General features: G+C 70.4%; 19 protein-coding genes. 9 read left to right on the forward strand and 10 right to left on the reverse strand.

Annotated elements, in window-relative coordinates; all coding sequences use genetic code 11:
* The first annotated feature begins 1 nt into the window (after position 1).
* Positions 2 to 1336, forward strand: coding sequence for a TolC family outer membrane protein (locus AC07OC_RS03590; protein ID WP_218338603.1), 1335 nt, complete (start codon positions 2 to 4; stop codon positions 1334 to 1336).
* Here AC07OC_RS03590 and AC07OC_RS03595 read toward each other — a convergent pair.
* The 3 genes from AC07OC_RS03595 to AC07OC_RS03605 form a co-directional block, all read right to left on the reverse strand.
* Positions 1329 to 2690 carry a 3-deoxy-D-manno-octulosonic acid transferase gene (locus AC07OC_RS03595; protein WP_218338604.1) on the reverse strand — a complete coding sequence of 454 codons (1362 nt, stop codon included), beginning with the start codon at positions 2688 to 2690 and terminating at the stop codon, positions 1329 to 1331. The genes AC07OC_RS03590 and AC07OC_RS03595 overlap by 8 nt on opposite strands.
* Positions 2687 to 3472 carry a carbon-nitrogen hydrolase family protein gene (locus AC07OC_RS03600; RefSeq protein ID WP_218338605.1) on the reverse strand — a complete coding sequence of 262 codons (786 nt, stop codon included), beginning with the start codon at positions 3470 to 3472 and terminating at the stop codon, positions 2687 to 2689. The genes AC07OC_RS03595 and AC07OC_RS03600 overlap by 4 nt, the downstream gene beginning before the upstream one ends.
* A gap of 75 nt (positions 3473 to 3547) precedes the next feature.
* Positions 3548 to 4936: a phosphomannomutase/phosphoglucomutase gene (locus tag AC07OC_RS03605; protein ID WP_218339059.1), complete on the reverse strand. Its 1389-nt coding sequence runs from the start codon at positions 4934 to 4936 to the stop codon at positions 3548 to 3550.
* A 144-nt stretch (positions 4937 to 5080) separates the two neighbouring features.
* Here AC07OC_RS03605 and AC07OC_RS03610 point away from each other — a divergent pair, with 144 nt between their 5' ends.
* The 4 genes from AC07OC_RS03610 (at position 5081) to AC07OC_RS03625 (ending at position 12252) form a co-directional block, all read left to right on the forward strand.
* Positions 5081 to 6670: a DNA-3-methyladenine glycosylase 2 family protein gene (locus AC07OC_RS03610; RefSeq protein ID WP_218338606.1), complete on the forward strand. Its 1590-nt coding sequence runs from the start codon at positions 5081 to 5083 to the stop codon at positions 6668 to 6670.
* 62 nt (positions 6671 to 6732) lie between these two features.
* Entirely contained in the window at positions 6733 to 7302 is a 570-nt protein-coding gene (locus tag AC07OC_RS03615; protein WP_492245938.1) for a methylated-DNA--[protein]-cysteine S-methyltransferase, read from the forward strand.
* On the forward strand, positions 7299 to 8234 hold the full coding sequence (locus tag AC07OC_RS03620) for a DMT family transporter (protein ID WP_218295053.1): 936 nt from the start codon (positions 7299 to 7301) through the stop codon (positions 8232 to 8234). Before AC07OC_RS03615 ends, AC07OC_RS03620 begins: the two co-directional genes overlap by 4 nt.
* Positions 8235 to 8397: 163 nt before the next feature.
* Positions 8398 to 12252, forward strand: a complete 3855-nt coding sequence (locus tag AC07OC_RS03625; protein ID WP_218338608.1) for an EAL domain-containing protein — start codon at positions 8398 to 8400, stop codon at positions 12250 to 12252.
* Positions 12253 to 12348: 96 nt separating this feature from the next.
* On the opposite strand, the gene AC07OC_RS03630 is transcribed toward AC07OC_RS03625, so the two are convergent.
* Both AC07OC_RS03630 and AC07OC_RS03635 read right to left on the reverse strand, forming a co-directional pair.
* Positions 12349 to 13515: a pyridoxal phosphate-dependent aminotransferase gene (locus tag AC07OC_RS03630; RefSeq protein WP_494600393.1), complete on the reverse strand. Its 1167-nt coding sequence runs from the start codon at positions 13513 to 13515 to the stop codon at positions 12349 to 12351.
* A 219-nt stretch (positions 13516 to 13734) separates the two neighbouring features.
* Complete coding sequence (locus AC07OC_RS03635; RefSeq protein ID WP_218338610.1) at positions 13735 to 15630, reverse strand: propionate--CoA ligase; 1896 nt, start codon at positions 15628 to 15630, stop codon at positions 13735 to 13737.
* A gap of 339 nt (positions 15631 to 15969) precedes the next feature.
* Between AC07OC_RS03635 and chrA the strand changes: the two genes are divergently transcribed.
* The gene (gene chrA / locus AC07OC_RS03640; RefSeq protein ID WP_218338611.1) at positions 15970 to 17346 is read left to right on the forward strand and encodes a chromate efflux transporter; all 1377 of its coding nucleotides are present in this window, start codon (positions 15970 to 15972) and stop codon (positions 17344 to 17346) included.
* A 118-nt stretch (positions 17347 to 17464) separates the two neighbouring features.
* Here the strand turns inward: chrA and AC07OC_RS03645 are convergent, their stop codons facing one another.
* Together AC07OC_RS03645 and AC07OC_RS03650 are read right to left on the reverse strand one after the other, a co-directional pair.
* The gene (locus tag AC07OC_RS03645; RefSeq protein WP_218338612.1) at positions 17465 to 18070 is read right to left on the reverse strand and encodes an isochorismatase family protein; all 606 of its coding nucleotides are present in this window, start codon (positions 18068 to 18070) and stop codon (positions 17465 to 17467) included.
* A 74-nt stretch (positions 18071 to 18144) separates the two neighbouring features.
* The gene (locus tag AC07OC_RS03650; RefSeq protein WP_218295059.1) at positions 18145 to 19284 is read right to left on the reverse strand and encodes a PQQ-dependent sugar dehydrogenase; all 1140 of its coding nucleotides are present in this window, start codon (positions 19282 to 19284) and stop codon (positions 18145 to 18147) included.
* A gap of 218 nt (positions 19285 to 19502) precedes the next feature.
* Between AC07OC_RS03650 and AC07OC_RS03655 the strand changes: the two genes are divergently transcribed.
* Positions 19503 to 20078, forward strand: a complete 576-nt coding sequence (locus tag AC07OC_RS03655; protein ID WP_218295060.1) for a C40 family peptidase — start codon at positions 19503 to 19505, stop codon at positions 20076 to 20078.
* Between the two features lie 54 nt (positions 20079 to 20132).
* Here AC07OC_RS03655 and AC07OC_RS03660 read toward each other — a convergent pair whose 3' ends face one another.
* Positions 20133 to 20519 (reverse strand): hypothetical protein, encoded by a 387-nt coding sequence (locus AC07OC_RS03660; protein ID WP_218338613.1) that lies wholly within the window; start codon positions 20517 to 20519, stop codon positions 20133 to 20135.
* 257 nt (positions 20520 to 20776) lie between these two features.
* Between AC07OC_RS03660 and AC07OC_RS03665 the strand changes: the two genes are divergently transcribed.
* Together AC07OC_RS03665 and AC07OC_RS03670 are read left to right on the forward strand one after the other, a co-directional pair.
* Positions 20777 to 21028, forward strand: a complete 252-nt coding sequence (locus AC07OC_RS03665) for a GlsB/YeaQ/YmgE family stress response membrane protein (RefSeq protein ID WP_218295062.1) — start codon at positions 20777 to 20779, stop codon at positions 21026 to 21028.
* An 80-nt stretch (positions 21029 to 21108) separates the two neighbouring features.
* Entirely contained in the window at positions 21109 to 21609 is a 501-nt protein-coding gene (locus AC07OC_RS03670; protein ID WP_494600394.1) for a hypothetical protein, read from the forward strand.
* Between the two features lie 16 nt (positions 21610 to 21625).
* Here AC07OC_RS03670 and AC07OC_RS03675 read toward each other — a convergent pair whose 3' ends face one another.
* Together AC07OC_RS03675 and AC07OC_RS03680 are read right to left on the reverse strand one after the other, a co-directional pair.
* Positions 21626 to 23335: a tannase/feruloyl esterase family alpha/beta hydrolase gene (locus AC07OC_RS03675; RefSeq protein WP_218338614.1), complete on the reverse strand. Its 1710-nt coding sequence runs from the start codon at positions 23333 to 23335 to the stop codon at positions 21626 to 21628.
* Between the two features lie 188 nt (positions 23336 to 23523).
* Complete coding sequence (locus tag AC07OC_RS03680) at positions 23524 to 24543, reverse strand: Bug family tripartite tricarboxylate transporter substrate binding protein (protein WP_494598170.1); 1020 nt, start codon at positions 24541 to 24543, stop codon at positions 23524 to 23526.
* Positions 24544 to 24594: the final 51 nt, after the last annotated feature.

Genomic DNA, 24594 nt, shown 5'->3' on the forward strand with positions numbered 1-24594 from the left:
CATGACACCGCTACGGCCCCTCTCCCTGTCCCTTCTGTCCCTGGCGCTCGGCGCGGCACTGTGTGCCCCGGCGCAAGCCCAGAGCCTGCTGGAACTGGTGGAATCGGCCCGCACCTATGACACGGCGTGGCAATCGGCCCGCGCCCAGCTCGATGCGGCGGCCCGCCGCGCCGACCAGGCCCGCGCGGGCCTGCTGCCCAGCGCCGGGCTCACGGCCGGGCTCAGCCGCGCCAATGTGGAGCTGAGCCGCCCGCCGGTGGAAAACACCGGCACCACGCAGACGCTGGGCATGCAGGCCTCGCAGCCGCTGTACCGCCCCGCCAACCGCATCACCCTCGAACAGGGCCAGCGTGGCGTGGATGTCGCCCAGGCGCAGCTGGATGCGGCCACGCAGGACCTGCTGGTGCGTGTGAGCCAGGCTTACTTTGACGTGCTCGCGGCGCAGGACACCCTGGCCTTCGTGCAGGCGCAGAAAGCCGCCGTGTCCGAACAGCTGGCGTCGGCCAAGCGCAACTTCGAGGTGGGCACCACCACCGTCACCGACTCGCGCGAAGCCCAGGCCCGCTACGACCTGGTGGTGGCGCAGGAAATCGCCGCCGAAAACGACCTGCGGGTGAAGCGCCTGGCGCTGGACCAGCTCGTGGGCATCACAGGCACCACCCCCAAGCCCCTGGCGCTGCCCGTGCCGCTGCCCTCCGTGCAGCCCGACAACGTGACCACCTGGGTGGATACCGCGCGCGACCAGCAGCCCGGCGTGCGCCAGGCCGCGATCGCGCTGGACATCGCCCGCCTGGAAACCAGGAAGGCCGAAACCGGCCATCTGCCCACGGTGGACCTGCAGGCGGGATACAACATCACGCGCAACCCGAACGGCACCATCACGTCGCCCGGCGTGAACAACCGCACCAACAGCGCCAGCGTGGGCGTGGCGTTCAACCTGCCGCTGTTCGCCGGCTTCTCGGTGCAAAACCGCATCAGGGAAACCCTGGCCCTGGAAGAAAAGGCCACGGCCGACCTGGAAACCACCCGCCGCAACGTGGCCCAGGCCACGCGCGCTGCCTTCTTTGGCGTGCAGTCCGGCCAGGGCCAGGTGCAGGCCCTGGAAGCGGCCGAGGCCTCCAGCCAGAGTGCGCTGGACGCGAACAAGCTGGGCTACCAGGTGGGGGTGCGCATCAACATCGACGTGCTGAACGCCCAGAGCCAGCTCTTCCAGACCAAGCGCGACCTGGCCCAGGCACGCTACAACGTGCTGCTGGGCACGCTCAAGCTGCGCCAGGCGGCGGGCACGCTGACGCAGCAGGACGTCGAGGCGATCAACGCCCTGCTCGTCAAGTAGAGGGAGACAGGGAAGCCCCGGCGGGCTGCACGATCGCGCGCACCGCCCGGGCCGTTGCCAGCGCCGCCCCACGGTGGTCGCTGGCGAAGCGGCCCGCACGTTCGCTGGCGGCCTGCTGGCGGCCGGCGTCCAGTGCCAGCGCCGCAGCGCACGCGATGCCGGCGGCCATGTCGGGCACGCGCTGCGCGGCGCCCGCCGCGCAGGCCCGCTCGGCCGCCTCCGCAAAATTGAAGGTGTGCGGCCCCAGCACCACCGGGCACCCGCCAGCGGCGGCCTCGATGAGGTTCTGGCCGCCCAGCGGCGCAAAGCTGCCCCCCAGCAAGGCCACGTCGGCCAGGCCGTAGTACAGCGCCATCTCGCCCAGCGAATCGCCCAGCCACACATCGGCCGCCTCGGGCCTGGCCGCCCAGGTGCTGCGGCGCGACACGCCGAGCCCGGCGCGCTGGAGCAGCTGGTGCACCTCGTCAAAACGCTGCGGGTGGCGCGGCACGATGAGCCACTGCACGTTACCTGCTTCGCTATTGATAGCTGCTGGCGCTTTGCCAGCAAGCGCTGGAGGTTGTTTTTGCTTGAAATTTTCCAGCCACATCGCCTCCTCGCCCTCACGGCTGCTGGCCAGCAGGACCACGGGGCGTCCCGCGCGCGCGCGCCAGGCGCGGCCCTGGGCGGTCTGGGCGGCGTCGGGCACCACATCGAACTTGAGGTTGCCAAACACGCCGCGCACCGGGGCGCCGATGGCCCGCAGGCGGGCCGCGTCGTCCTCGGTCTGGGCCCAGACGGCGGCCAGGCCGCCATAGGCCGGGCGCGCCAGCGGCGCCAGCCGCTGGGCCTTGCGCAGCGACGTGGCGTTGAAGCGAGCATTGGCCAGCACCAGGGGCACGCCGCGCCGCTGGCAGCCGGCCACCAGGTTGGGCCAGACCTCCGTCTCCATGAGGATGCCGATGGCCGGGCGGAACTTGCGCAGGAAACGTGCGACCGCGCCCGGCGTATCCCACGGTTGCCACACCTGCACGTCACCGGGGTGCAGCAGCCGCTCGCCCTCGGCCCGCCCCGTGGCCGTGCCGTGGGTGAGCAGCAGGCGCATGCCCGGCAGCTGTTCGCGCAGCTGCCCGAGCAGGATGCCGGCGGCGCGGGTTTCGCCCAGGGATACGGCATGGATCCAGACAAAGCGGCCGAGCGGGTCGGAGCTGCTGTGCGGCATGAGGCTGTCCATGGGCGCCGGGTAGCGGCCAAACCGCTCGCCCACCGCATGCCCATAGCCGGGCTCGGCCACCGCGCGGCGGCGCAGCTTGCGGCGCAGCAGCGGCTGCGCGCACCAGGTCACCAGCGAATACAGGGCCCGCGCGGCGTTCATACCGGAAGGGGCAGGTCCAGCACGCCGCCGCTCCAGCCGCTGTCGCCGCGCGCGGCCCAGACCAGGCAAGGCCGGTCGTGCGTGGCCGCGGCCACGCACCCGCCCCCGGGCTCCCAGACCGCGCTGCGGCCGGCGCTGGCGTAGCCGCCCGAGGCCCCGCTGTAGTTGGCCAGGAGCACGGCCATGCCGTGGTCCCGCGCATAGCCGCGCAGCAGGTCCGACTCGGGCCCGTAGCCTTTTTCGGAAATCAGCGCGCTGGCGGCATAGAGCACCGCGCCCGCCCCGTGCGCGGCGCGCGCATGCTCGGGGTGGGTGATGTCGGCGCAGATGGCCAGCCCCGTGGGTTCGCCGGCGAGCAGGTGCACCTGCGCGTCGTCCATTCCCGCGCTGGCGAATGACGCTTCGCTGGCATGCAGATGGCGCTTGCGGTACAGCGCCGCGCTGCCATCGGCGCCCAGCACCCATGCGCCGATGGAGGGCAGCAGCGCGCCCGGCGCCACGGGGGCCGCGGGCGCGCCCACCACCAGCGCCATGCCGTGGTCGCGCGCCGCCTGCCGCAGCGGCGCCAGCACGCCATGGTCGGCATCCAGCACCTGGGCGGCCAGCACCGCCGGCTCGTAGCCCGTGAGCGACAGCTCCGGAAACACCAGCACCTGCACCCCGTGGTGCGCCGCCACCCGCGCGAAGGCCAGGTGCGTCTGCACGTTGCGCGCCACGTCCCCGGGCACGGACGGCGACTGCGCGGCAGCGATGCGCAGGGGGGTGGACAGGTGCGAATTCACGGTCGGCGGATGGGCGAAAGGGTCAGGGAAAGTTCGGCGGGGCGAATGCGCCGTGCGGGCATCATCGCGCCCGGCTCAGTGGCTCGCGGCCCCCACGTGCGCACCAGGCTTCACGCGGTGCAGCAGGGCCAGCATGGCCGATTCGATGCGCGCCAGCGCCTCGCTCGTGTGGCCTTCGAAGCGCAGCACCAGCACGGGCGTGGTGTTGCTGGCACGGATCAGGCCAAAGCCGTCCGGCCAGTCCACGCGCAGCCCGTCGATGGTGCTGACCGTGGCGGGCGCCGCGAAGGTGCCGGCGGCCAGGGCCTGCAATTCGGCCGTCAGGCGGTGCGGCTCACCCTCGGCGCAGGCCACGTTCAGCTCGGGGGTGGAGAAACTCGTGGGCAGTGCGTTGAGCACGGCGCTCGGGTCGCTGCTCCTGCTCAGGATCTCCAGCAGGCGGCAGCCCGCATAGGTGCCGTCGTCGAAGCCGTACCAGCGCTCCTTGAAGAAGATGTGGCCGCTCATCTCGCCGCCCAGCGGGGAGTTGGTCTCCTTCATGCGGGCCTTGATGAGCGAATGGCCGGTCTTGAACATCACCGGCACGCCGCCGGCGGCCGCAATGGCGGGCGCCAGGCGCTGGGTGCACTTCACGTCGAAGATGATCTCGCCGCCGGGCACGCGCGAGAGCACGTCCTGCGCGAAAAGCATCATCTGGCGGTCGGGGAAGATGTTGGTGCCGTCCCTGGTCACTATCCCTAAGCGGTCGCCATCGCCGTCGAAGGCCAGGCCCAGTTCTGCATCGCTGGCCTTCAGGGCGTCGATCAGGTCGCGCAGGTTCTCCGGCTTGCTCGGGTCGGGGTGGTGGTTGGGGAAGTTGCCGTCCACCTCGGAAAAGAGCTCGATCACCTCGCAGCCCAGCGCGCGGAAGATGGCCGGCGCCGACGCACCGGCGATGCCGTTGCCGCAGTCCACCACCACCTTGAGCGGACGGGCCAGCTTGATGTCGCCCACGATGCGCGCGGTGTAGGCCGGCAGCACGTCCACATGCCGCACCGAACCGCCGGGCAGCAGCTGCCAGCTTTCCTGCTCCATGGTGCGGCGCAGGCCCTGGATCTCCTCGCCGTAGATGGCGCGGCCATTGAGCACCATCTTGAAGCCGTTGTAGTCCTTGGGGTTGTGGCTGCCCGTGACCTGAATGCCGCTTTGGCACAGTGTGCTGGCCGCGAAGTACAGCAGCGGCGTGGTCACCAGGCCCACGTCGATCACCTCGATGCCCGCCTCGACCAGCCCCTGGATCAGCGCGGCCGACATGGCCGGGCCCGACAGGCGCCCGTCGCGCCCCACGGCCACCGTGGTCTGCCCTTCGGCGCGGGCGGCGGTGCCAAAAGCCCGGCCCAGGCCCAAGGCCACTTCTTCATTCAGGGTGGACGGCACGATGCCGCGGATGTCGTAGGCTTTGAAAATGGCGGGCGTGGGGTGCACGTAGGGGCCTTTCACGAAGAGGGTTGAAACGTCCGCAGCATTGTAGGCGGCCCCTTCCGCCTCCTTGCGCACGCCGCCCGGGGGCGCCGAGGCACATGTCCGAAAACGGCCAGTGCGCGCGCCGCCGGGGCCTATCATTCCGCCATGACCTCGCCCCACCTGCCTTCCTCCACGGACACCGACATGGCCTCGGACGAGGGCCGCTATCTTGCCGTGCTGGCCCGGGACGCGCGCTTTGACGGACGCTTCTTCACCGGCGTGACCTCCACCGGCATCTATTGCCGCCCGGTGTGCGCCGTGCGCACGCCGCGCCGCGAGAACTGCCGCTTCTTCAGCCTTGCCGCCCAGGCCGAGAGCGCGGGCTTCAGGCCCTGCCTGCGCTGCCGGCCGGAGCTGGCGCCGCAGGCGCTGGTGTGGTCGGTGCAGGATGCCAGCGGCATCCTGGTGCAGCAGGCCGTGCGGCTGCTGGATGCGCCCGACCTCTGGCCGGCCCGGCCCACGCGGGGCGACAGCGGCGCCACCGTCGCCCGGCTGGCCGAACGCCTGGGCGTGAGCGACCGCCACCTGCGCCGCATCTTCGAGGCCGCGCTGGGCGTGTCGCCCCTGCAGTACCTGCAGACCCGGCGGCTGCTCACGGCCAAGCAGCTGCTCACCGACACCCCGATGCCGGTCACGCAGGTGGCGCTGGCCAGCGGCTTCGCGAGCGTGCGGCGCTTCAATGCGGCGTTCGCGGGGCACTACGGGCTCAATCCCACCCAGCTGCGGCGCAGCGGCGCGGGCCCCCTCAAGGCGGACGCGTCCGGCACCGGCAGCACCTTGCGCCTGGCCTGGCGCCCGCCCTTCGACGTGGCGGCGCTGCTCGCGTTCTTCGAGCGGCGGCAGTTCCACGGCGTCGAATGGGTGCTGCCCCACGAGGCCACGCTGCGCCGCACCGTGCGCCTGCCGTCCGCCTGCACCGGCATGGCGCAGGAGACCACCGGCTGGTTCAGCGCGCGCTTCGACGTGGTCCGCCACCAGGTGCTGCTGCAGACCAGCGACAGCCTGTACCCGGTGCTGCCGCTCGTGATCCGCCGCGTGCGCGCCATGCTGGACCTGGACGCCGACCCGGCGGCCATCAACGCCGTGCTGCACCCGCACTTCCCGGACGGCGACGGCCTGCGCGTGCCCGGTGCGTTCGACGGCTTCGAGCTGGCCGTGCGCGCCGTGCTGGGCCAGCAGATCACCGTGGCGGCCGCGCGCACGCTGGGGCAGCGGCTGGTGGAGCGGCTGGGCGAGCCCATCGCCACGCCCTGGCCCGGGCTGAACCGGCTGTTTCCCACGGCCGCCACGCTCGCCGTGGCCGACGGCGACACCCTGGGCCAGCTGGGCATCGTGCGCCAGCGCCAGGCCGCCATCGTGGCGCTGGCCCGCGCCGTGGACAGCGGGGGCCTGGCCCTGCATGCCGGCGCCGATGTGGCCGCGACCACGGCCGCCCTGTGCGCCCTGCCCGGCATTGGCGACTGGACGGCGCAGTACATCGCCATGCGCGTGCTGCGCTGGCCCGATGCCTTCCCTGCCGCCGACGTGGCGCTGCACAAGGCGCTGGGTGTCCAGGGCCAGAAAAACCCGGCGCGCGCCGCCAGCGCGGCGTCCGAGGCGTGGCGCCCGTGGCGCAGCTATGCGGTGCTGCGCGCCTGGGCGGCGGGCACGGCGGAGCCCGCCATCCCGGCGCCTGAAACACTATCAAAACAATAGCTTTTCGCGCTGATCCAGCAAGCGCTGGCGGCTTGTTTTATTCAAAATCACCGAGATTCCCCATGCAATACCACCCCCACACCGTGCAGGCGCGGGCCAGCACCGCCCTTGGGCCGGTGCGCCTGGCCGCATCGCCCGCCGGCCTCTGCGGCGTCTGGTTCGAAGGCCAGCGCCACGAACCCGCCAGCTTTCTCCACGGCGGGCACGCCTGGGCCGAGGCGGCCGGCCATCCCGTGCTGCAGGCCGCCGCCAGCCAGCTGCAGCAGTACCTGCGGGGCGATCGGCAGGACTTCGATCTGCCGCTGGATCTCTCGGGCGGCACGCCGTTCCAGCAGGCGGTGTGGCGCGCCCTGCTGGCCATCGGCCGCGGCGGCACCACCAGCTATGGGCGCCTGAGCCAGCAACTGGGCCGGCCGCTGGCCGTGCGCGCCGTGGGCGCGGCCGTGGGGCGCAACCCGCTGAGCGTGGTGGTGCCCTGCCACCGCGTGCTGGGCGCGGACGGCAGCCTGACAGGCTACGCGGGCGGGCTGGACCGCAAGACGGCCCTGCTGACCATGGAGAATGCGCTCTTCGCGCCCCCGCGGCCGCCCGTGCCGGCGGGCGCCCTGCCCCCAGAGAAAGGCCATGAATGAACAGCCCGAACAGCCCGGGAACCCAACCCGTCACCACCTGGATCGGCGAATTCATCCTGCTGGCGGCGCTCTGGGGCGCCTCGTTTCTTTTCATGCGGCTGGGGGCGTCCGAGTTCGGCCCGCTGCCCACCGCCGGGCTGCGCGTGGCGCTGGCCACGGTGTTCCTGTGGCCCATCATGCTGCGCCAGGGCCATGGGCCCGCGCTGCGCAGGCACTGGCGGCCCATCATGTTCGCCGGGGTCATCAATTCGGCGATTCCGTTCGCGCTGTTTTCCTGGGCGGTGCTGCACCTCGCCACGGGCCTGACCTCGATCCTGAATGCCACCGTGCCCCTGTTCGGCGCGCTGGTGGCCTGGCTCTGGCTGGGCGACCGCATCAACCGCCTGCGCTGGGCGGGCCTGGCCCTGGGCTTCGTGGGCGTGGCGCTGCTCGCGTGGCGCGCGCCGGCCGGCACGGGTTTCAAGAGCGACAGCGCCGAATGGGCGATCGCGGCGTGCCTGCTGGCATCATCCTTCTACGGCCTGTCGGCCAGCTTTGCGCGCCGTTTCCTCACGGGCATACCGCCCCTGGCCACCGCCACGGGCAGCCAGCTGGGCGCGGCGCTGGGCCTGGCCGTGCCCACCCTGTGGCTGTGGCCGGCGCAGATGCCGGGCCCCCGCGCCTGGGGCTGCATCGTCGCCATCGCGGTGCTGTGCACGGGCATCGCCTACATCCTGTACTTTCGCCTCATCGCCAGCGCGGGGCCCAGCCGGGCACTGGCCGTGACCTTCATCGCGCCCGTGTTCGCGGTGCTGTATGGCGCGATCTTCCTGGGCGAGCGCATCACGCCGTGGATGCTGGGCTGCGCGCTCGTCATCGTGTGCGGCACGATGCTGTCAACGGGGCTTATCAGGACACTGCGGCCGGGCCGGACGGCGCCGGAACAGCCATAAACTCGGGGAATGGTTTTTTCCCCGGGCCGCTGCGATCTGAGTCTTGCGTTGGACGGCGCGGGGCACCGCGCCGCCGCACACCACCCGGGCCGGTCGGCGCGGGCAGCGGTTTGCGCTGAAGCCGTCCCGGCCCCCTGGCCCTGCCTTTGCAGCGCGCTCCGCCATGGGTAACAACACGCTCCTGGCCGGCACGGTGCTGATGACGCTGCTCCTGGTGCTGGAGTGGCTCCCGCCCCAGGAGGCGCTGCGGCCATCGCGGCGCACGCTCTGGCTGCTGGGCGTGGCGGGCGGCGCGGTGTCGGCGGTGTCGTTCACCGCGCTGCACTGGAATGCGCCCGAGCTGAGGCTGGTGGCCTATCCCACCGTGGCCGCCTTCATGGGACTTTATTTCGGCGGCCTGCCGGCCGCCGTCACCGCCCTGGTGGCGCTGCTGGCCGTGGTCGCGACGGCCCCCTCCGCCACCCCGCCCGCCGTGCTGGTGCTGGGCGCCACGTGGCTGCTGGCATGGCTGTGGCGGCGCATGGCCCGGCGCCTGCCCCTGCGCCCGGCGGCATGGATCGCGCTGGTGGGCCTGGCCATCACCCTGCCCCTGGTGGTATCGGCCTGCCTCTGGCTCGCGAACCTCGCGCCGCCGGCCGGGGCCCCGTGGCCGACGAGCCTTCCCTGGCACCATGGCGCGGGCGTTCTGATGCTGGGCGTGGGCCGCCTGCTTCTGGCCAGCAAGGCCCGCGCGGAGCTGGCGCGCACCAGCACCCAGCAAGCCCTGGTGCAGCGCGAACAGCAGCTGCAGCTGGCCATGGACTCCCTGGGCGGAGGCCGGTGGGAATGGGACGTGGTCCAGCGCCAGTTCCGCTGCCACGGCCGGTTCTACGAGGCGTTTGGCATCAGCTGCGACGACGCGGACGCCCAGGGCCTGTGGGAGCGCTGGTATGCGCTGCGCCACCCCGCCGACGCCCAGCGCAACGCCGCCCGGCTGGCGCGGGCCATGGACGGGCTGGACGAGACGTACGAAGCCGAATTCCGCGTGATGGACACGCGCGGCCAGTGGCGCTGGCTGATGTCGCGCGGCGCCGTGGCCCGCCGCGATGCGGGCGGGCGCCCGCTCAGCCTGATCGGCATGGACGTGGACATCACGGCCCACCGCGAGGTGGAGGACGCTCTGCGCTCCTCGGAGGCCAAGTACACCACCTTCTACCAGACGCTCCCCGATCCTGCGGGCATCTCGCGCATCTCCGATGGGCGCTACATCGACGTGAACCCTGCCTTTTGCGAGGTGCTGGGCCGCCCGCGCGACGAGGTGATCGGGCGCACGTCCTCCGAGCTGAAGATCTGGGCCTCCGAGCAGGAGCGCGCACGGCTGGTGGACACCTTCCGCCGCGAGGGCAAGGTCGACCGCCTGCCCCTGGTGGCCCAGCGCGACGGAATCCGCATACCGGGGCTGATGTCGGCACGCTCCGTGCTTGTGGATGGCGAAAACTGTTTTGTCTTCGTTTTCCACGACATGACCGAAGCCCACCGCGCCAGCGACGAACTGCGCGCCCTCAACAGCCTGCTGCAGCAGGCGGGCCGCCTGGCCCGTCTGGGCGCCTGGGAGGACGAGCGCGGCAAGGGCCTGGTCTACTGGTCGGACGTGTGTTTCGACATCCATGGCCTGGCGCCCGGCTCCCCGCTGCCGCACGACTACATCGACCGCCACGTGGCCCCCGCCTACCGGGAACCCCTGCGCGACCGTTTCCGCCAGAGCATCCTCGAGCGCGCCGAGTGGAGCATGGAGATGGAGGTGCTGCACACCGACGGGCGGCTGGTCTGGGTGCGCGCGCGGGGCGAGCCCGTCATCGAGAACGGCCGGGTCACCCGCGTGCGCGGCGTGATGCAGGACATCGACGAGGCCAAGCGCGCCGAGCAGCGCCTGCGCCAGTCCGAGGAGCGCTTCTCGCGCATCTTTCACCTCATGCCCTACCCCATGGGCCTGTCGCGCCGCATGGACGGGCGCTACGTGGACATCAACCCCGCCTGGGTGGAGATGCTGGGCATCCCGCGCGAGGAGGCCATCGGCCGCACCGCCATCGAGCTGGGCATCTTCACCGCCGACGACCGCCAGCGCCTCATGGATGCGGTGGCGCGCTCCGGCCAGCTCAACAGCTACGAGGTGAAGCTGAACGTGCGCGGCGGCCCGCCGCGCACCGTGCTGCAGTCCATGCGGGCGACCGAATTCGACGGCGAACCCTGCTGGCTGTTCTCGGTGCACGACATCACCGACCGCAAGCGCGAGGAAGAGCAGGTGCGCGAACGCGAGGCGCTGCTCTCGCTCACCATCTCGGCCGCGTCGCTGGGCCTGTGGGACTGGAACCTGCAGACCGGCACCGTCACGGGCGACAGCCGCTGGCGCGCGATGCGCGGCCTGCCCGCATCGCACGGCCCTTTGGGCGCCACGCAGTGGACCAGCGGCATCGCCCCCGACGACATCGACCGCATCACCACCGAGGTCGCCCGCCACACCGCCCACCCCGGCACGCCGTTTGACGCCACCTGGCGCGTCAACCAGAGCGAGGCCGGCGACGACGCCGTGCGCTGGGTGCGCAACCTGGGCAAGATCGTCGGCCTTGACGCCATGGGCCGCCCCGAACGCATGCTGGGCGTGGCGATCGACGTGACGCCCCAGCGCGAACAGGAAGTGCTGCTGCAGCGGCTGGCGCTGTTCGATGCCCTCACCGGCCTGCCCAACCGCGTGCTGCTGGCGCGCAAGCTGCAGGAATGCATGGACCAGGCGCGTGCAAACGGCACGCAGCTGGGCGTGGCCTACCTGGACCTGGACGGCTTCAAGCCCGTGAACGACCGGCTGGGCCACGGCGCGGGCGACCGCCTCCTGGTGGTGGTGGCCGGCCGGCTTACGCGCGCGCTGCGTCCGCTCGACTGCGTGGCCCGCCTGGGGGGCGACGAGTTCGTGATCCTCATGCCCGGGCTGGACTCGGCCAACGGTTGCGAAGCCATGCTCCACCGCGTGATGGAAAGCATCTCGGCCCCCTACACGCTCGACGCCGAGCGCGTGGTGGTCACGGCCAGCATCGGCTACACGGTGTTCCCGCAGGACGACGCCGATGCCGATGCCCTGCTGCGCCATGCCGACCAGGCCATGTACGCCGCCAAGCAGGCCGGGCGCAACCGCTTCCACCAGTTCGATGCCGCCCAGGAGCGCGCCCTGCAGCTGCTGCGCGCGCAGGGGCGCCACCTGCGCGACGCGCTGGCCGATGCCCAGTTCACCCTGTACCTGCAGCCCAAGGTGGACATGAAAAGCGGCGCCGTGGTGGGCGCCGAAGCCCTCGCGCGCTGGCAGCACCCGCAGCGCGGCCTGGTGCCGCCCGGCGAATTCCTGCCGCTGCTGGAAGGGACCGAGCTGGAGATCGGGTTCGGCGAATGGGTGGTCGAGGCCGCGCTCTCCATCCTGGAAGAGCTGCAGGCGCGCGGCATGGCCCTGCCGCTGAGCGTCAACATCGCCGCCCAGCACCTGCAGCGCCCCGACTTCGCCGACTGGATGGCCCGGTGCATCGCGCGCCACCCCGGCGTGCCCGGGCACCTGGTGGAAATCGAGATCACCGAAAGCGCCGCGCTGTACGACCTGGCGGCCGTGGCGCACACCCTGACCGCGCTGCGTGGGCTGGGGGTGGTGGTGTCGCTGGACGACTTCGGCACCGGCTACTCGTCGCTGACCTACCTGCGCCGCCTGCCCATGGACACGCTCAAGATCGACCAGAGCTTCGTGCACGGCATGATGGGCGATCCGGGCGATCTGGCCATCGTGCAGGGCGTGATCGGCCTGGCGCGCTCGTTTGGCTACCGCGTGATCGCCGAAGGCGTGGAAACCATCGAGCAGGGACAGATGCTGCTGCAGCTGGGCTGCACCCAGGCGCAGGGCTATTGCATCGCGCGGCCCATGCCGCTGGCGGACTTCACCGGCTGGGCGGCCCAGTGGCAGCTGCCATCGGGCTGGCAGCGGCAGGCCCAGGGAAGTTTCAGGTAAAAACCGCGCAAGCGCTTTCCAGGCAAGCGCATGAAGCTATTAAAAATATAGCAAACTGCACCGGGCATGCTGCTGCCACGTGCACTCTGCCCCCCATCAACCCCGGCTGGACCGCGCCAGCCAGGCCTGCAGGCGCTCCACGCCCGCCTCCAGCCGCGCGGGGTCCCTGGAGGCAAAACACCAGCGCAGCCAGCCCTGGGCCTCGGGCGCGAACGCATTGCCCGGCGCCAGGCCCAGGCCGGCCTCGCTCACCAGCCGCTGGGCGACCGCCAGCGAATCGTCAAAGCCGTGCAGGCGGAAGAAGGCGTACATGCCGCCGAGCGGGCTGGCCACCTCCACCTGCGGCAGCGCGGCCAGGCGGGGCAGCAGCGTGTCGCGGCAGCGGCGCATGCGCGCCACCAGGGGCGGCGTGATCTCGCCCGCATGCTCCAGCGCCGCCAGGCCCGCGCGCTGGGTGAACACGCTGGCGCAGGAGGTGTTGAATTCGATCAGCTTGCCCACGGCGTCCACCAGCGCGGGCGGCAGCACGAGCCAGCCCAGGCGCCAGCCGGTCATCAGGAAGCTCTTGGAAAAGCTCTGCACCACGATGAGCCGGTCCTCGGGCGCGGCGATGTCCAGGAAACTCGGCGCGCAGCCGTGGGGGGTCGCCTCGTAATACAGGCGTTCGTACACTTCGTCCGCCAGCACCCAGGTGCCGGTGCGCCGGCAATGGTCCAGGATGGCCTGCTGCTCCGCGCGCGTGAGCGTCCAGCCCGTGGGGTTGTTGGGTGCGTTGACGATGAGCAGTCGTGTGGCCGGCGTGATGGCGTCGAGCAGCACCTGCAGGTCCAGAGTCCAGGCACCGCCCTCGGCGCGCAGCGGCACGCACCGCACACGGGCACCCAGCACGGCGGGCTGGGCCGTGAGGTTGGGCCACACGGGCGTGACGGCCACGACCTCGTCCCCCGCATCGAGCAGCGCCTGCATGGCCACCATCAGCGCGCTCACGCCCCCCGAGGTCACGGCGATCCGTTCCGCACCGATGGGGCCATGCAGCGCGCTGGCGTAGGCGGCTATCGCCTGGCGCAGCTCGGACAGGCCGAGGTTGTGGGAGTAGAAGGTCTCGCCCCGCTGCAGGGACTCGATGGCCGCCTGGCGCACGGGCTCGGGCGTGACCTCGTCGCTTTCGCCGAACCAGAAGGCCAGGACGTCGGCCCGGCCCATGCCGGCGTTGGCGACTTCACGGATCTTGGAGGCTTCGAGGTTTTCTACGGCGAGGCGCATGGGGTGGTCCTTGGAAAGCGCAGGAGTGGCGATGGTCGAGCATAGCGCCAGCTGGAGCGGGGCGGCGCCTTGATGGGAGGCGGCTCGGGTGCAGGGGCGGAAGCCGGGATGTCGCCCCGGCCTCCGCCTTCAAACCAGGCACGCGATCAGATCAGCACACAAACCCAGCAGGCTCCGACAAGCTCAGCCCAAACAACCCAGAAGAACCCTCGAGCCCGTTCACTCCCCCACCAGTTCCCGCACCTGCTGCAGCGCCGCCGGATCCTCCATCGTCGTCAGGTCTCCCGGATCCCTGCGCTCGGCCACCGCCTGCAATGCCCGCCGCAACAGCTTGCCGCTGCGCGTCTTGGGCAGCACGCTCACGAAGTACACGCGCGAGGGCCTCGCCACGGCACCCAACTGGCTGTCCACCTGCTTCATGACCTCGCCCTCGAGCTTCAGGCGCGCGGCATCGGTGTCGAGTCCGCTCGCATCGCGGGCCACGGCAAAGGCCATGGCCACCTGGCCCTTGAGCGCATCCGCCACGCCCACCACGGCCACTTCGGCGATGTTGGGGTGCGCGGCAATGCTCTCCTCGATCTCGCGCGTGCCCAGGCGGTGGCCCGCGACGTTGATCACGTCGTCGGTACGGCCCAGGATGAAGTGGTAGCCATCGGCATCGCGGATGCCCCAGTCGAAGGTGCTGTAGATCAGTCGGCCAGGGATGCTCTTCCAGTAGGTGTTGACGAATCGCGCGTCGTCGCGCCACACGGTCTGCATGCAGCCGGGGGGCAGCGGGCCCTCGATGGCTACCACGCCCTTCTGGTTCTCGCCCGCCAGCTCCTGGCCCGTGGCTTCGTCGATGAGCTTCACGTCATAGCCGTACATCGCCTTGCCCGGGCTGCCGAAGCGCGTGGTTTGGGGTTCCACGCCATTGGCCAGCGTCAGGATGGGCCAGCCGGTTTCGGTCTGCCAGTAGTTGTCGATGATGGGCACCGAGAGCGCGTCGCTGATCCACTGGGCCGTGGGCTCATCGAGCGGCTCGCCGGCCAGCCACAGGGCCTTGAGGCTTTTCACGCTGTATCTGGCCAGGTAGGCAGGGTCCTGCTTCTTGAGCACCCGCACCGCCGTGGGCGCCGAGAACATGTGGGTGACCTGGTACTTCTCGACAATGCTCCACCACACGCCCGCGTCGGGGCGCGTGGGCAGGCCCTCATACATGATGGTGGTCATGCCCGCGATGAGCGGGCCGTAGATGATGTAGCTGTGCCCCACCACCCAGCCGATGTCGCTGGTCGCGAAATACACCTCCCCCGCCTTCGCGTCAAAGATGTGCTTCATGCTGGCCGCCAGCGCCACCGTGTAGCCACCGGTGTCGCGCTGCACGCCCTTCGGCTTGCCCGTGGTGCCGCTGGTGTAGAGCGTGTAGCTGGGGTGCGTGGACTCGACCCATTCGCAGGGGACCACGGTGGCCAGGTGTTTTTCGCGCAGCGGCGCCCAGTCGTGGTCGCGGCCGGGCTGCAGGTGCATCGGCGCCAGGCCCCGGTTGACCATGAGCACGGCGGCGGGCTTGTGCCTGGAGAGCGCGATGGCCTCGTCCAGCAGCGGCTTGTAGGGCACGACCTTGCCGCCGCGCGAGCCCGCATCGGCGCTGACCACGGCCACGGGTTCGGCGTCCTCGATGCGCGAGGCCAGCGAGCCCGAGGCAAAACCGCCAAACACCACCGAATGCAGCGCGCCAATGCGCACGCAGGCCAGCATGGCGAACGCCGCCTCGGCGATCATGGGCATGTAAATGAGCACGCGGTCGCCCTTCTTCACGCCCAGCGACAGCAGCACGGCCGCCATGCGCTGCACCTCGGCGTGCAGCTCGGCAAAGCTGTAGCTGCGCTCTGTGCCGGTTTCGGTGGAGATGGCCACCAGCGCGGGCTGGCTGGCGCGCGTGGCGAGGTGGCGGTCGACCGCGTTGTGGCACAGGTTGGTGGTGCCGCCCACGAACCACCGGGCAAACGGCGGGTTGCTGTAGTCGCACACCTGCAGGGGCGGGGTCTGCCAGTCGATCAGCCGGGCCTGCTCGGCCCAGAAGGCGTCGCGGTGATCAATGGACTGGCGGTAGAAATCGGCGTAGCGGCTCATCGTGGTGTCTCCTCGGCATCTCTTCCGGCCCGCCTGGATGGCAGGTTTTGAATTCATAATTATTCATGACGGGCTTGCGGCAAACTGACGCAACCGGCAGGGAACACCGCGCCACGCCCTGTGCACCCTCCCATCCAGGCCCCTCCCATCCGCTGTGCGCAGGGGTCAGGGCGCAGGAAGAACCCCTCGGCGGCAGGGACGGCGCGCCGCCGGATGGCGGCGCGGAAACAACGGTGGGCCCCGGACCGTCACGGGTTGGGCGGATACTCGCGCGCTGCATGCATTCGCGCATGCAGCGCGCAACCCCCATCGAGACGTCCCGCCCAGAACTTTCATGCCATGACCTCCGCGCACCCTGCCCCGCCGCCGGACGAGACGGCCGCCACCAGCCCTGCCCCGGTTCCTTTCGCCGAGGCTTTCCGCTTCTGGCTCAAGCTGGGCTTCATCAGCTTTGGCGGGCCCGCCGGACAGATCGCGATCATGCACACCGAACTGGTGGAGCGGCGGCGCTGGATCAGCGAACAGCGCTTTCTGCACGCGCTCAACTACTGCATGCTGCTGCCCGGCCCCGAGGCCCAGCAGCTGGCGACCTACATCGGCTGGCTCATGCACCGCACCTGGGGCGGCATCGTGGCGGGTGCGCTGTTCGTGCTGCCCTCGCTATTCATTCTGGTGGCGCTGTCGTGGGTGTACCTGCGTTTTGGCGATGTGCCGGCGGTGGCGGGCGTGTTCTATGGCATCAAGCCCGCCGTGACGGCGCTGGTGCTGCATGCCGCGCACCGCATCGGCACCCGCGCGCTCAGGAACCGGTGGATGTGGGGCATCGCGGCTGCGTCCTTCGTGGCGATTTTTGCGTTCCACGCCCCCTTCCCCGCCATCGTCCTGGCGGCGGGCCTCATCGGCCACTTCGGTGCCCGGCGCTGGCCGGCGGTGTTCGCCCTGGGGGGCGGGCATGCGGGCGCGGCCAGGGGCTACGGCCCGGCCCTGATCGACGACGACACCCCGACACCGGCGCACGCCCGCTTCTCGCGCGGCCACCTGGCCAGGGTGCTGGGGGCGGGCCTGGCCCTGTGGCTGGCGGCCATGGCGGTGCTGGTGGCCACGCAGGGCTGGGAAGGCACGCTCACCCAGATGGGCTGGTTCTTCACCAAGGCCGCGCTGCTGACGTTTGGCGGCGCCTACGCCGTGCTGCCCTATGTGTACCAGGGCGCGGTCGAGCACTACCAGTGGCTCAATGGCCCGCAGATGATCGATGGCCTGGCGCTGGGCGAGACCACTCCGGGTCCGCTCATCATGGTGGTGGCCTTCGTCGGTTTCGTGGGAGGCTGGCTGCAGCAGGTGTGGGGGCCCGATGCGCTGTTCGCGGGCGCGGCGGCTGCGGCCGTGGTGGTGACCTTCGTCACCTTCCTGCCATCGTTCATCTTCATCCTGGCCGGCGGCCCCATGGTGGAGGCCACCCATGGCAGGCTGGGCTTCACCGCGCCGCTGTCCGCCATCACCGCCGCCGTGGTGGGCGTGATCCTGAACCTGGCGCTGTTCTTTGCCTACCACCTGCTGTGGCCCCAGGGCTTTGGCGGCGCGTTCGATGCGATCTCCGCCGTGATTGCCCTGGGAGCGGGGGTGGCGTTGTTCCGCTTCAAGGCCGGCGTGCTGCCATTGCTCGGCGGCTGCGCGGCGGTCGGGCTCGCGGTGACACTTCTCAAGCCGTGGCTGTGACCTGAGCCCATGGGAGGCTGGCGCGCCCCCGGCTTCGGCGCCGCTGATTTGCTATGTTTTTTATAGCTTCCGGCGCATGAAGGGAAAGCGCCAGCGCCCCAAAAGACCTGATGCCGGGCTACTTGATCAGACCGAGCACATCCTTGAAGGCCGGGTGCTCGCAGCTGCCCAGCCATTCAAACGCCACCATCTCGGTCGTCACCAGTTCCGCCCCCGCGCCGGCCAGGCGGTCGAAGGCCGCGTCGCGGTTGCGCTCCGTGCGCGAGCCGCAGGCATCGGTCACGACCCAGACCTCGAATTCGTCGTCGATCAGGTCCAGCGCGGTCTGCAGCAGGCAGACGTGCGCCTCGCACCCGGCGATGACGATGGTGCCGCGCTCGGCGCCTTGTGCGGTGGCGGGTTTCTGCAGGTGCTTGGGCAGGCTGCGCGCGTTGCCGCCCTGGGGCTTCGCGGGCGGGCGCAGCCATTCGCCCAGGCCTTCCTCGGCCGCGCTGAAATGCATCTTGGCCAGGGTTTTCTGGCACAGGGCGCGCAGCGCGGCATCATTGGCGCCCAGGCGCGAGGGATTCTGCTCCGTGCCCCACACGGGCACCTCCAGCATGCGCGCGACCTCGGCCAGGCGGCGGGCATTGGCCAGCACGGCAGGGCCCTCGAAGATCGCGGGCATCAGGCGCTCCTGGTAGTCGACCAGGACGAGTTGGGATTCAGTGGCGTCAAGCAGCATGGTGTGGACCGCTCCGGGCGGCCGGATTCTCTGGAAATGGGGCATTGTCGCAGCCCCGCCGGCGTGCCCGCCGATCAGGAGGGCTGCAGGCGCAGCAGCTGGCCCTGCGGGCTGTCGGTCAGCAGGTAGATCAGGCCGTCAGGCCCCTGGCGCACGTCGCGGATGCGTTCGCCCTGGCCCTGCAGCAGCTTTTCCTCGCGCAAGACCTTGCCCGGGGCGACTTCCAGCCGGTGCAGGGTGCCGAACTTGAGAGACCCCACGAACAGGCTGCCCTGCCACGCCGCGCCGTAGCGCGCGCTGGTGAGGAACGCCATGCCCGAGGGCGCAATCGACGGCACCCAGTAGTGCAGCGGCTGCTCCATGCCCGCCTTGGCCGTGCCTTCACCCATCCTGCCGCCCCCGTAGTTCTCGCCGTAGGTGATCACGGGCCAGCCGTAGTTGCGGCCGGGCCGGGGCAGGTTGATCTCATCGCCCCCCTGGGGGCCGTGCTCGTGCATCCACAGCTGGCCGTCAGGGCCCAGGGTGGCGCCCTGGGGATTGCGGTGGCCGTAGCTCCAGATCTCCGGCAAGGCGCCCGCGCGCTGGCGAAACGGGTTGTCGGCCGGCACCGCGCCGTCCGGGGTGATGCGCACGATCTTGCCGTGGTGGTTGTCGAGCCTTTGCGCATCGTCCTTGCGCTGGTAGCGCTCGCCCAGCGCCAGGAACAGGTTGCCGTCGGCCGCCTGCACGATGCGGCAGCCGAAATGCTGGGCGCTGGCCACCTTGGGCTGCTGGCTGAAGAGGACCTTGACCTCCTGCAGGCTGCGCGCATCCGCGGACAGCGTGGCCCGTGCCAGCGCCGTGCTGTTGCCGGACGCGCCACCCGGGGCGGGCTCCGAAAAGCAGAAGAAGATGCGGCGGTTGCGGGCGAAGTCGGCATCGGTCACCACGTCCAGCAAGCCGCCCTGCCCGCCCGCGGCGACGGCCGGCACGCCCGCCAGCGCGGGCCCCACCTGCCCGCCCGCGCTGACCACCCGCATCCGGCCCCGCCGCTCGGTGACGAGAAACTGCCCTTCGGGCAGGAAGGCCACGGCCCAGGGGTGTTCCAGCCCCCGTGCCACGGTTGCCACGGACACGCCCGGCGGCGTGCCCTGGGCGGAAACACCGCCATGGTGGGCGCCCGCCACGGCCCAAAGCGCCGCCAGGCACGCCCGCGCGGCCCGCGAAAGGGGCATTTTCCGTGTCCATTCCATCTCGTGGCGCTCCTGAAAAAGTTGAACACCATACCCCCAGAGCCGCCGCCCGGCCAGGCCTGACATGGCGGCCCTCCACGGCGGCGCAGCCGCGGATTCCCTCCGGCAAATCCCTGTTCGGGATTTACTTGAACGAAATCAATAGCTTGCACAGGTGATTATTTTTGATAAGTAAGCATACCGTGGTACCCTTCGCCCCCATGTCCCGATGGCTTTGCACCCTCCTCCTGGTCTGCGCAACCTCTGCCCAGGCTGCGCCGCAAGCGGCAAACCCCGACGATATGGACCGGTTCATCACCGACAAAGGCCTGCTCACGCGGCTGGAGGATGTGAGCCACCGGGTAGCCGACAAGGCCCATACGGTGGCGGACCGCGCGTCCGGGCTCGTGGTGAACGCCATGGGATTCCTGGGCGTACCGTACAAGCGGGGCGGAAACAGCGCGGAAACCGGCTTCGACTGCAGCGGCTTCGTGCGGGCCATGTACGAGCAAACCGTCGGCCTGCTGCTACCCCGCCGGGCCGACCAGCAGGCTGCCGCCACCCAGGTCATTGACAAGAAGGAACTTCAGCCCGGGGATCTGGTGTTCTTCAACACCATGCGCCGCAACTTCAGCCATGTGGGCATCTACGTGGGGGACAACAAGTTCATCCACGCTCCCCGCAGCGGCGCCGAAATCCGCGTGGAAGACATGGGCGTGGCTTACTGGGCACGCCGCTTCAACGGCGCCCGCCGCGTCGCGGGCTCGGGCAGCGACGACCTCGCGCAAGCCAAATAGCAACCACGCCGCTCGCCCGGCCAGGATGTCCCCTCGCAGGCGTCCTGCCTGCGGCTAGCGTTTGATCTCGTACACCGTCTCGGTGCTGCGGATCGGTCCCCCCACCACATTCACCGGGCCTATCGACGGGTCGCGCAGCATGGCCTTGGCCTTGGCCATATCGGCCTGGTACGTGGCGCGTGCCTGGGATTCGCAGCTGCGGCGGTCCGCCGAGGGCATGGCCCGGCATTCCTCCAGGCTCACCTTCAACCCACCGCCGGCTTCGCGGATGGCGGTCTGGTAGCGCTGCTGGGGCGTGGTGTCCGGCACCGCGCCGCGGGACAGCGAGGCCTCGTCGCTACTTTGGGCCGCGGCGGTCGTGGGCCCCGCCAATGCCGCCCCCAGCGCGAGCACCGCCACAAACACCAGGGGGAAGGAACGGGTCTTGAAATTTGTTGTCATCGGTCTTCCTTTCAGTGGAGACGCTTCACTGTACGGCGCCGCCGGTCCCGCAGGCGGCAAGTACCCGCCGCGCCGTGGTGTCGGACGGGACCCACAGCCGGGCCCTTCATGACGCCGGACCTCGCTTTCCACCCTCACCCGTGTCGGGAACGCGCGCCCCGCAATGGGACGCGCACAGTGCGCGTTGTCCGACAAGCTGGCGGCGCGCGCGCTCCTTAGAGTGGGCAGATCGCGTCGCAGCATGCAGGGGAAACATCATGGGAACATTGCTAGGAACATTGCTGGTGGGTTTGATGGTCGGGCTTCTGGCCCGTGCCCTGAAACCCGGGGAGGACAAACTCGGATGGATACTGACCGCGCTGCTGGGGGTGGCGGGCTCGTTTCTCGCCACCTATCTGGGTTTGGCGATGGGCTGGTATGCACAAGGGGAAGCCGCTGGCTGGATCGCGTCGGTCGTGGGGGCCATGCTACTTCTGGCCGCGTTCACCCTCGTCAAGGGAAAAACCTGAAACGGCTGCTGAAGAATCTCCTTGCGCGGCCACGGGCGTTGCCCTTTGCCAACCACCACCGCATCAGGTACAACCCGCCCATGCCCACTTCCTTGCAAATGGCGGCTGGCAACGCGGCACTCACCGCTGCCGTGCAGCGCAGCCGCAAATTGCTGCATCGGCGCGCATTGGTCGCGGCGGCCGCCAGTTCCCTACCCGTGCCGGGGCTCGACTGGGCCGTGGACGCGGCGCTGCTGTCCCGCCTGCTTCCGCAGATCAACGCCGAGTTCGGCCTGTCCGCGCAGCAGATCGATCAGCTCAATCCGCACAAGCGCGAGCAGGTGCAGAAGGCGGTGGCCCTCGTGGGCTCCGTGCTGATCGGCAAGCTGGTGACGCGCGAGCTGGTCATCCGGGCCACTCAGACCGTGGGCGTGCGCCTGACCGCCAAGCAGGCGGCGAAGTACGTGCCGCTGGCGGGCCAGGCGGTGGCCGCGGGCATCGGCTATGCCACGCTGCGCTACCTGGGCGAGCAGCACCTGCGCGACTGCGTGCGCGTGGTGCGGGAGGTCGGCCTGCAGTTGCCCGCCCCCGCCCGCACCTAGCGTGGCCTGACCTCGCTTACTCCGCCGCGCAGACGAAGCTGCTGGCATCCTCCACGCTGCCCGAGCCCTTGTATTTGGCGAACTTCGGGTAGGCACACAAGGGCCGTGTGCGATTGGGCATGTCGGTGCTGGCAGGCAGTGCCTTGGCGGCAAGGGTCTCGGGTGCCACGCCCTTCTCCACCCAGTCCACCATGGCCTGGATCGAATCGAAATTGTCCGTGGCCGGGCCGCCCGAGCAGTGGTTCATGCCGGGCACCAGGAACGTGCGCGCGAAACCCTGCGTGGCCGCGATACCTCCGTGGTGGGACGCCAGGCGCTCGTAGTAGTCCAGGGTGTCCAGCGCCGAGAAGATCGGGTCGGACATGCCATGGATGAACAGCATCTTGCCGCCGCGCTGCTTGAACGCGGCGAGCTTGTCGTCGCGGTACGTGTCGTAGATGGCCGAGTAGGCCTCCATGCGCGCGGGGTCGGTGTCGAAGTTGAACGTCAGCGGGTTGAACGTGAGGTCCGGCGGGGTGAGGAATTCGTTGACCAGGGCATCCACCATCAGCGTGATGTAGCGCGCATCCGGCGTGGCGGTGGTGGAGCTGCCCAGCGTCCAGCTGCGCCAGCCCGGGGCGGCCAGGCCCGGGTCCCACGGCTGGCCCGCATACAGCGCCTGGCCGGCCGAGTTGCGCGGGCCCGCGAACACGCTCTTGAGCGCCCCGACCTGGGCGCTGCTCAGGCAGTCGGCCTGCTTGCCGCCGCGGCACTGGAGCACGGCGGGGTCGAACTGGCAGGCCTTGACGTTGTTCACCATGCCGTCGGCCACGCCATCGGCGGCATCGCACGACGCCTTCACGCCGTTGGCCACCAGCTGGAGGTCGGCATTGCTGAAGGCCTGCGACAGGATGCGCTTGCCCGCCGCGTCCTGCGGGGCGATGGCGTTGAACTGAATGGTGTTCCACATCGCCGCCACCGTGGCGCCGCTCGACACGCGCATGGCGGGCGCGCCGGCGGTGATGGCGTCGAAGTAGTCCGGGAACCGCTGCGAGAACATCATGCCCTGGCGCCCGCCGCCCGAGCAGCCCGAGAAGTACGAATGGTCGGGCCTGCGGCCATACAGGGTCGAGATCAGCGACTTGGCGGCCACGGCCGTCTTGTCGTAGGAGTTGTAGGCATGGTCGATGCGCGCCTGCGGGTCCGCCCCGAAGCTGGCCGAGGTGCCGCTGTGCCCCGCGTCGGTGGAGACCACCGCGAAGCCCTGCCCCAGCGGCGACGGCGTGCCGCCCGAGATGCTGGAGCTGAGGGAGGTGTCGCGCAGGATGCCGTCATTGCCGCCGCCACCGATGAACAGGAAACGCCCGTTCCATTGGTCCGGCAGGCTCAGCTGGAAGCCAATGGCGTAGTTCTTCCCATCGACTCCCACGCGGGGGTTGATGCTGCCCGTGACCACGCAGTGGCCGGGCAGGAAGGCGCCGGTGCTGGCGCCGCCCGGCCGCCTGGTGTCCGCCGCCACGTAGCTCGCCGTGAGCGTGGTGGCCGCGAGGCCCGCCTGGCTGGGCAGCGCAGCGCAGGCCGCCGCCGGGGTGGCGGGCTGGGCCGATGCATTGCCATTGCCGCCGCCGCAGGCCGCCATCAACAAGGGCATGGCAAGCGCGGCGGGGACGACCTGGCGGCGCAGCCGGGATGGGCGCGCGGCCGTGGAGGCGGGTGGCAGGGCCCGCGAGGCATGGGCAAAAGGCATGGCGTATGTCTCCTGAGGTGGTGGGTGGGGTGTTTGTGCTGTGTGGCGCCGGGGATGCAGGGCGCAGCGCTGACAGGGCGCGGGTGCGCCGTGGCGCCGGCCGCCCGCGTGCGCAGGTGCAGGAGTGCTGGAGGTGGCCTGGGTTGGGGCCTGAGCGGCGTCAACCGCTCTGCCGCGCTGTCAGCCCATCAATCCGCCTTGAAGCCCGTGGCGGCCACGGCCTTGCCCCAGGTGACCGTGTCGGCGGCGATGGTGCGGGCAAAGTCCTGCTGGCTCGTGCCCGTCACGCGGAAACCCGCCTCCTCCATCTTGGCCCGGCCCTCGGGCGATTGCACGGCCTTGACGATGTCGGCGTTGAGCCTGGCGATGATCTCCGGCGGCGTCTTGGCGGGTGCCACGATGCCGAACCACGAGGAGAACTCCAGGTTGGCGTAGCCCTGCTCCTTGATGGTGGGCACGTCCGGCAGCGTGTTGGTGCGGGTGGCGCCGGTGGTGCCCAGCGCGGCCAGCTTGCCGGCCTTCACGTTGGGGGCGGCCAGGCCCACGCTGGCGAACACGCCCTGGACGTCGCCGCTGAACAGCCCGCCCAGCGCATCGGCCGTGTTCTTGTAGTGCACCGGCTCGGGCTTGAGCTTGACCGCATCGCCGAACATGAACGCGCCAAAGTGCCCCGGCGTGCCGGCCCCGAAGGTGGCCAGGAACAGGCCCTTTTGCTGCTTGGTCCAGTCCACGAACTCCTTGACGTTGCGCGCGGGCACCTTCTGTGGATTGACCAGCAGCACGAAGTCGGACGTCACCACCTGGCTCACGGCCGTGAAGTCCTTGGCGGGGTCGTAGGGCAGCTTGTTGTAGCTGCTGGGCGCAATGCTGAGCTGGCCCGTTTCGCCCAGCATCAGCGTGTACCCGTCAGGCGCGGCGCGCGCGGCTTCGCTGGCGGCGATCAGCCCGCCCGCGCCGGGCTTGTTGTCCACGATCACGCCCGCGTTGCCCCAGCCCTCGGACAGCTTTTGTGCCAGCAGGCGCGCCACGATGTCCGGCCCCGTGCCCGCCGGAAAGCCCACGATGATGCGCACGGGCTTGCTGGGGTACGTGGCTGCCCCCTGCGCCTGGGCGCCGGCCCAGGGCATCAGCCCTGCGAGCATGGCGGCGGCCAGAAGGGCGCGGCGTGGCGTGGCGATGAAAGAGGTGGGCTTGGCAGTGGTCTTCATGGATGTCTCCAGGTTTCTTGTACGTTGGGAAGATTCAAAAATTCAGAAATT

This window comes from Acidovorax sp. GW821-FHT10E04 (assembly GCF_059415185.1).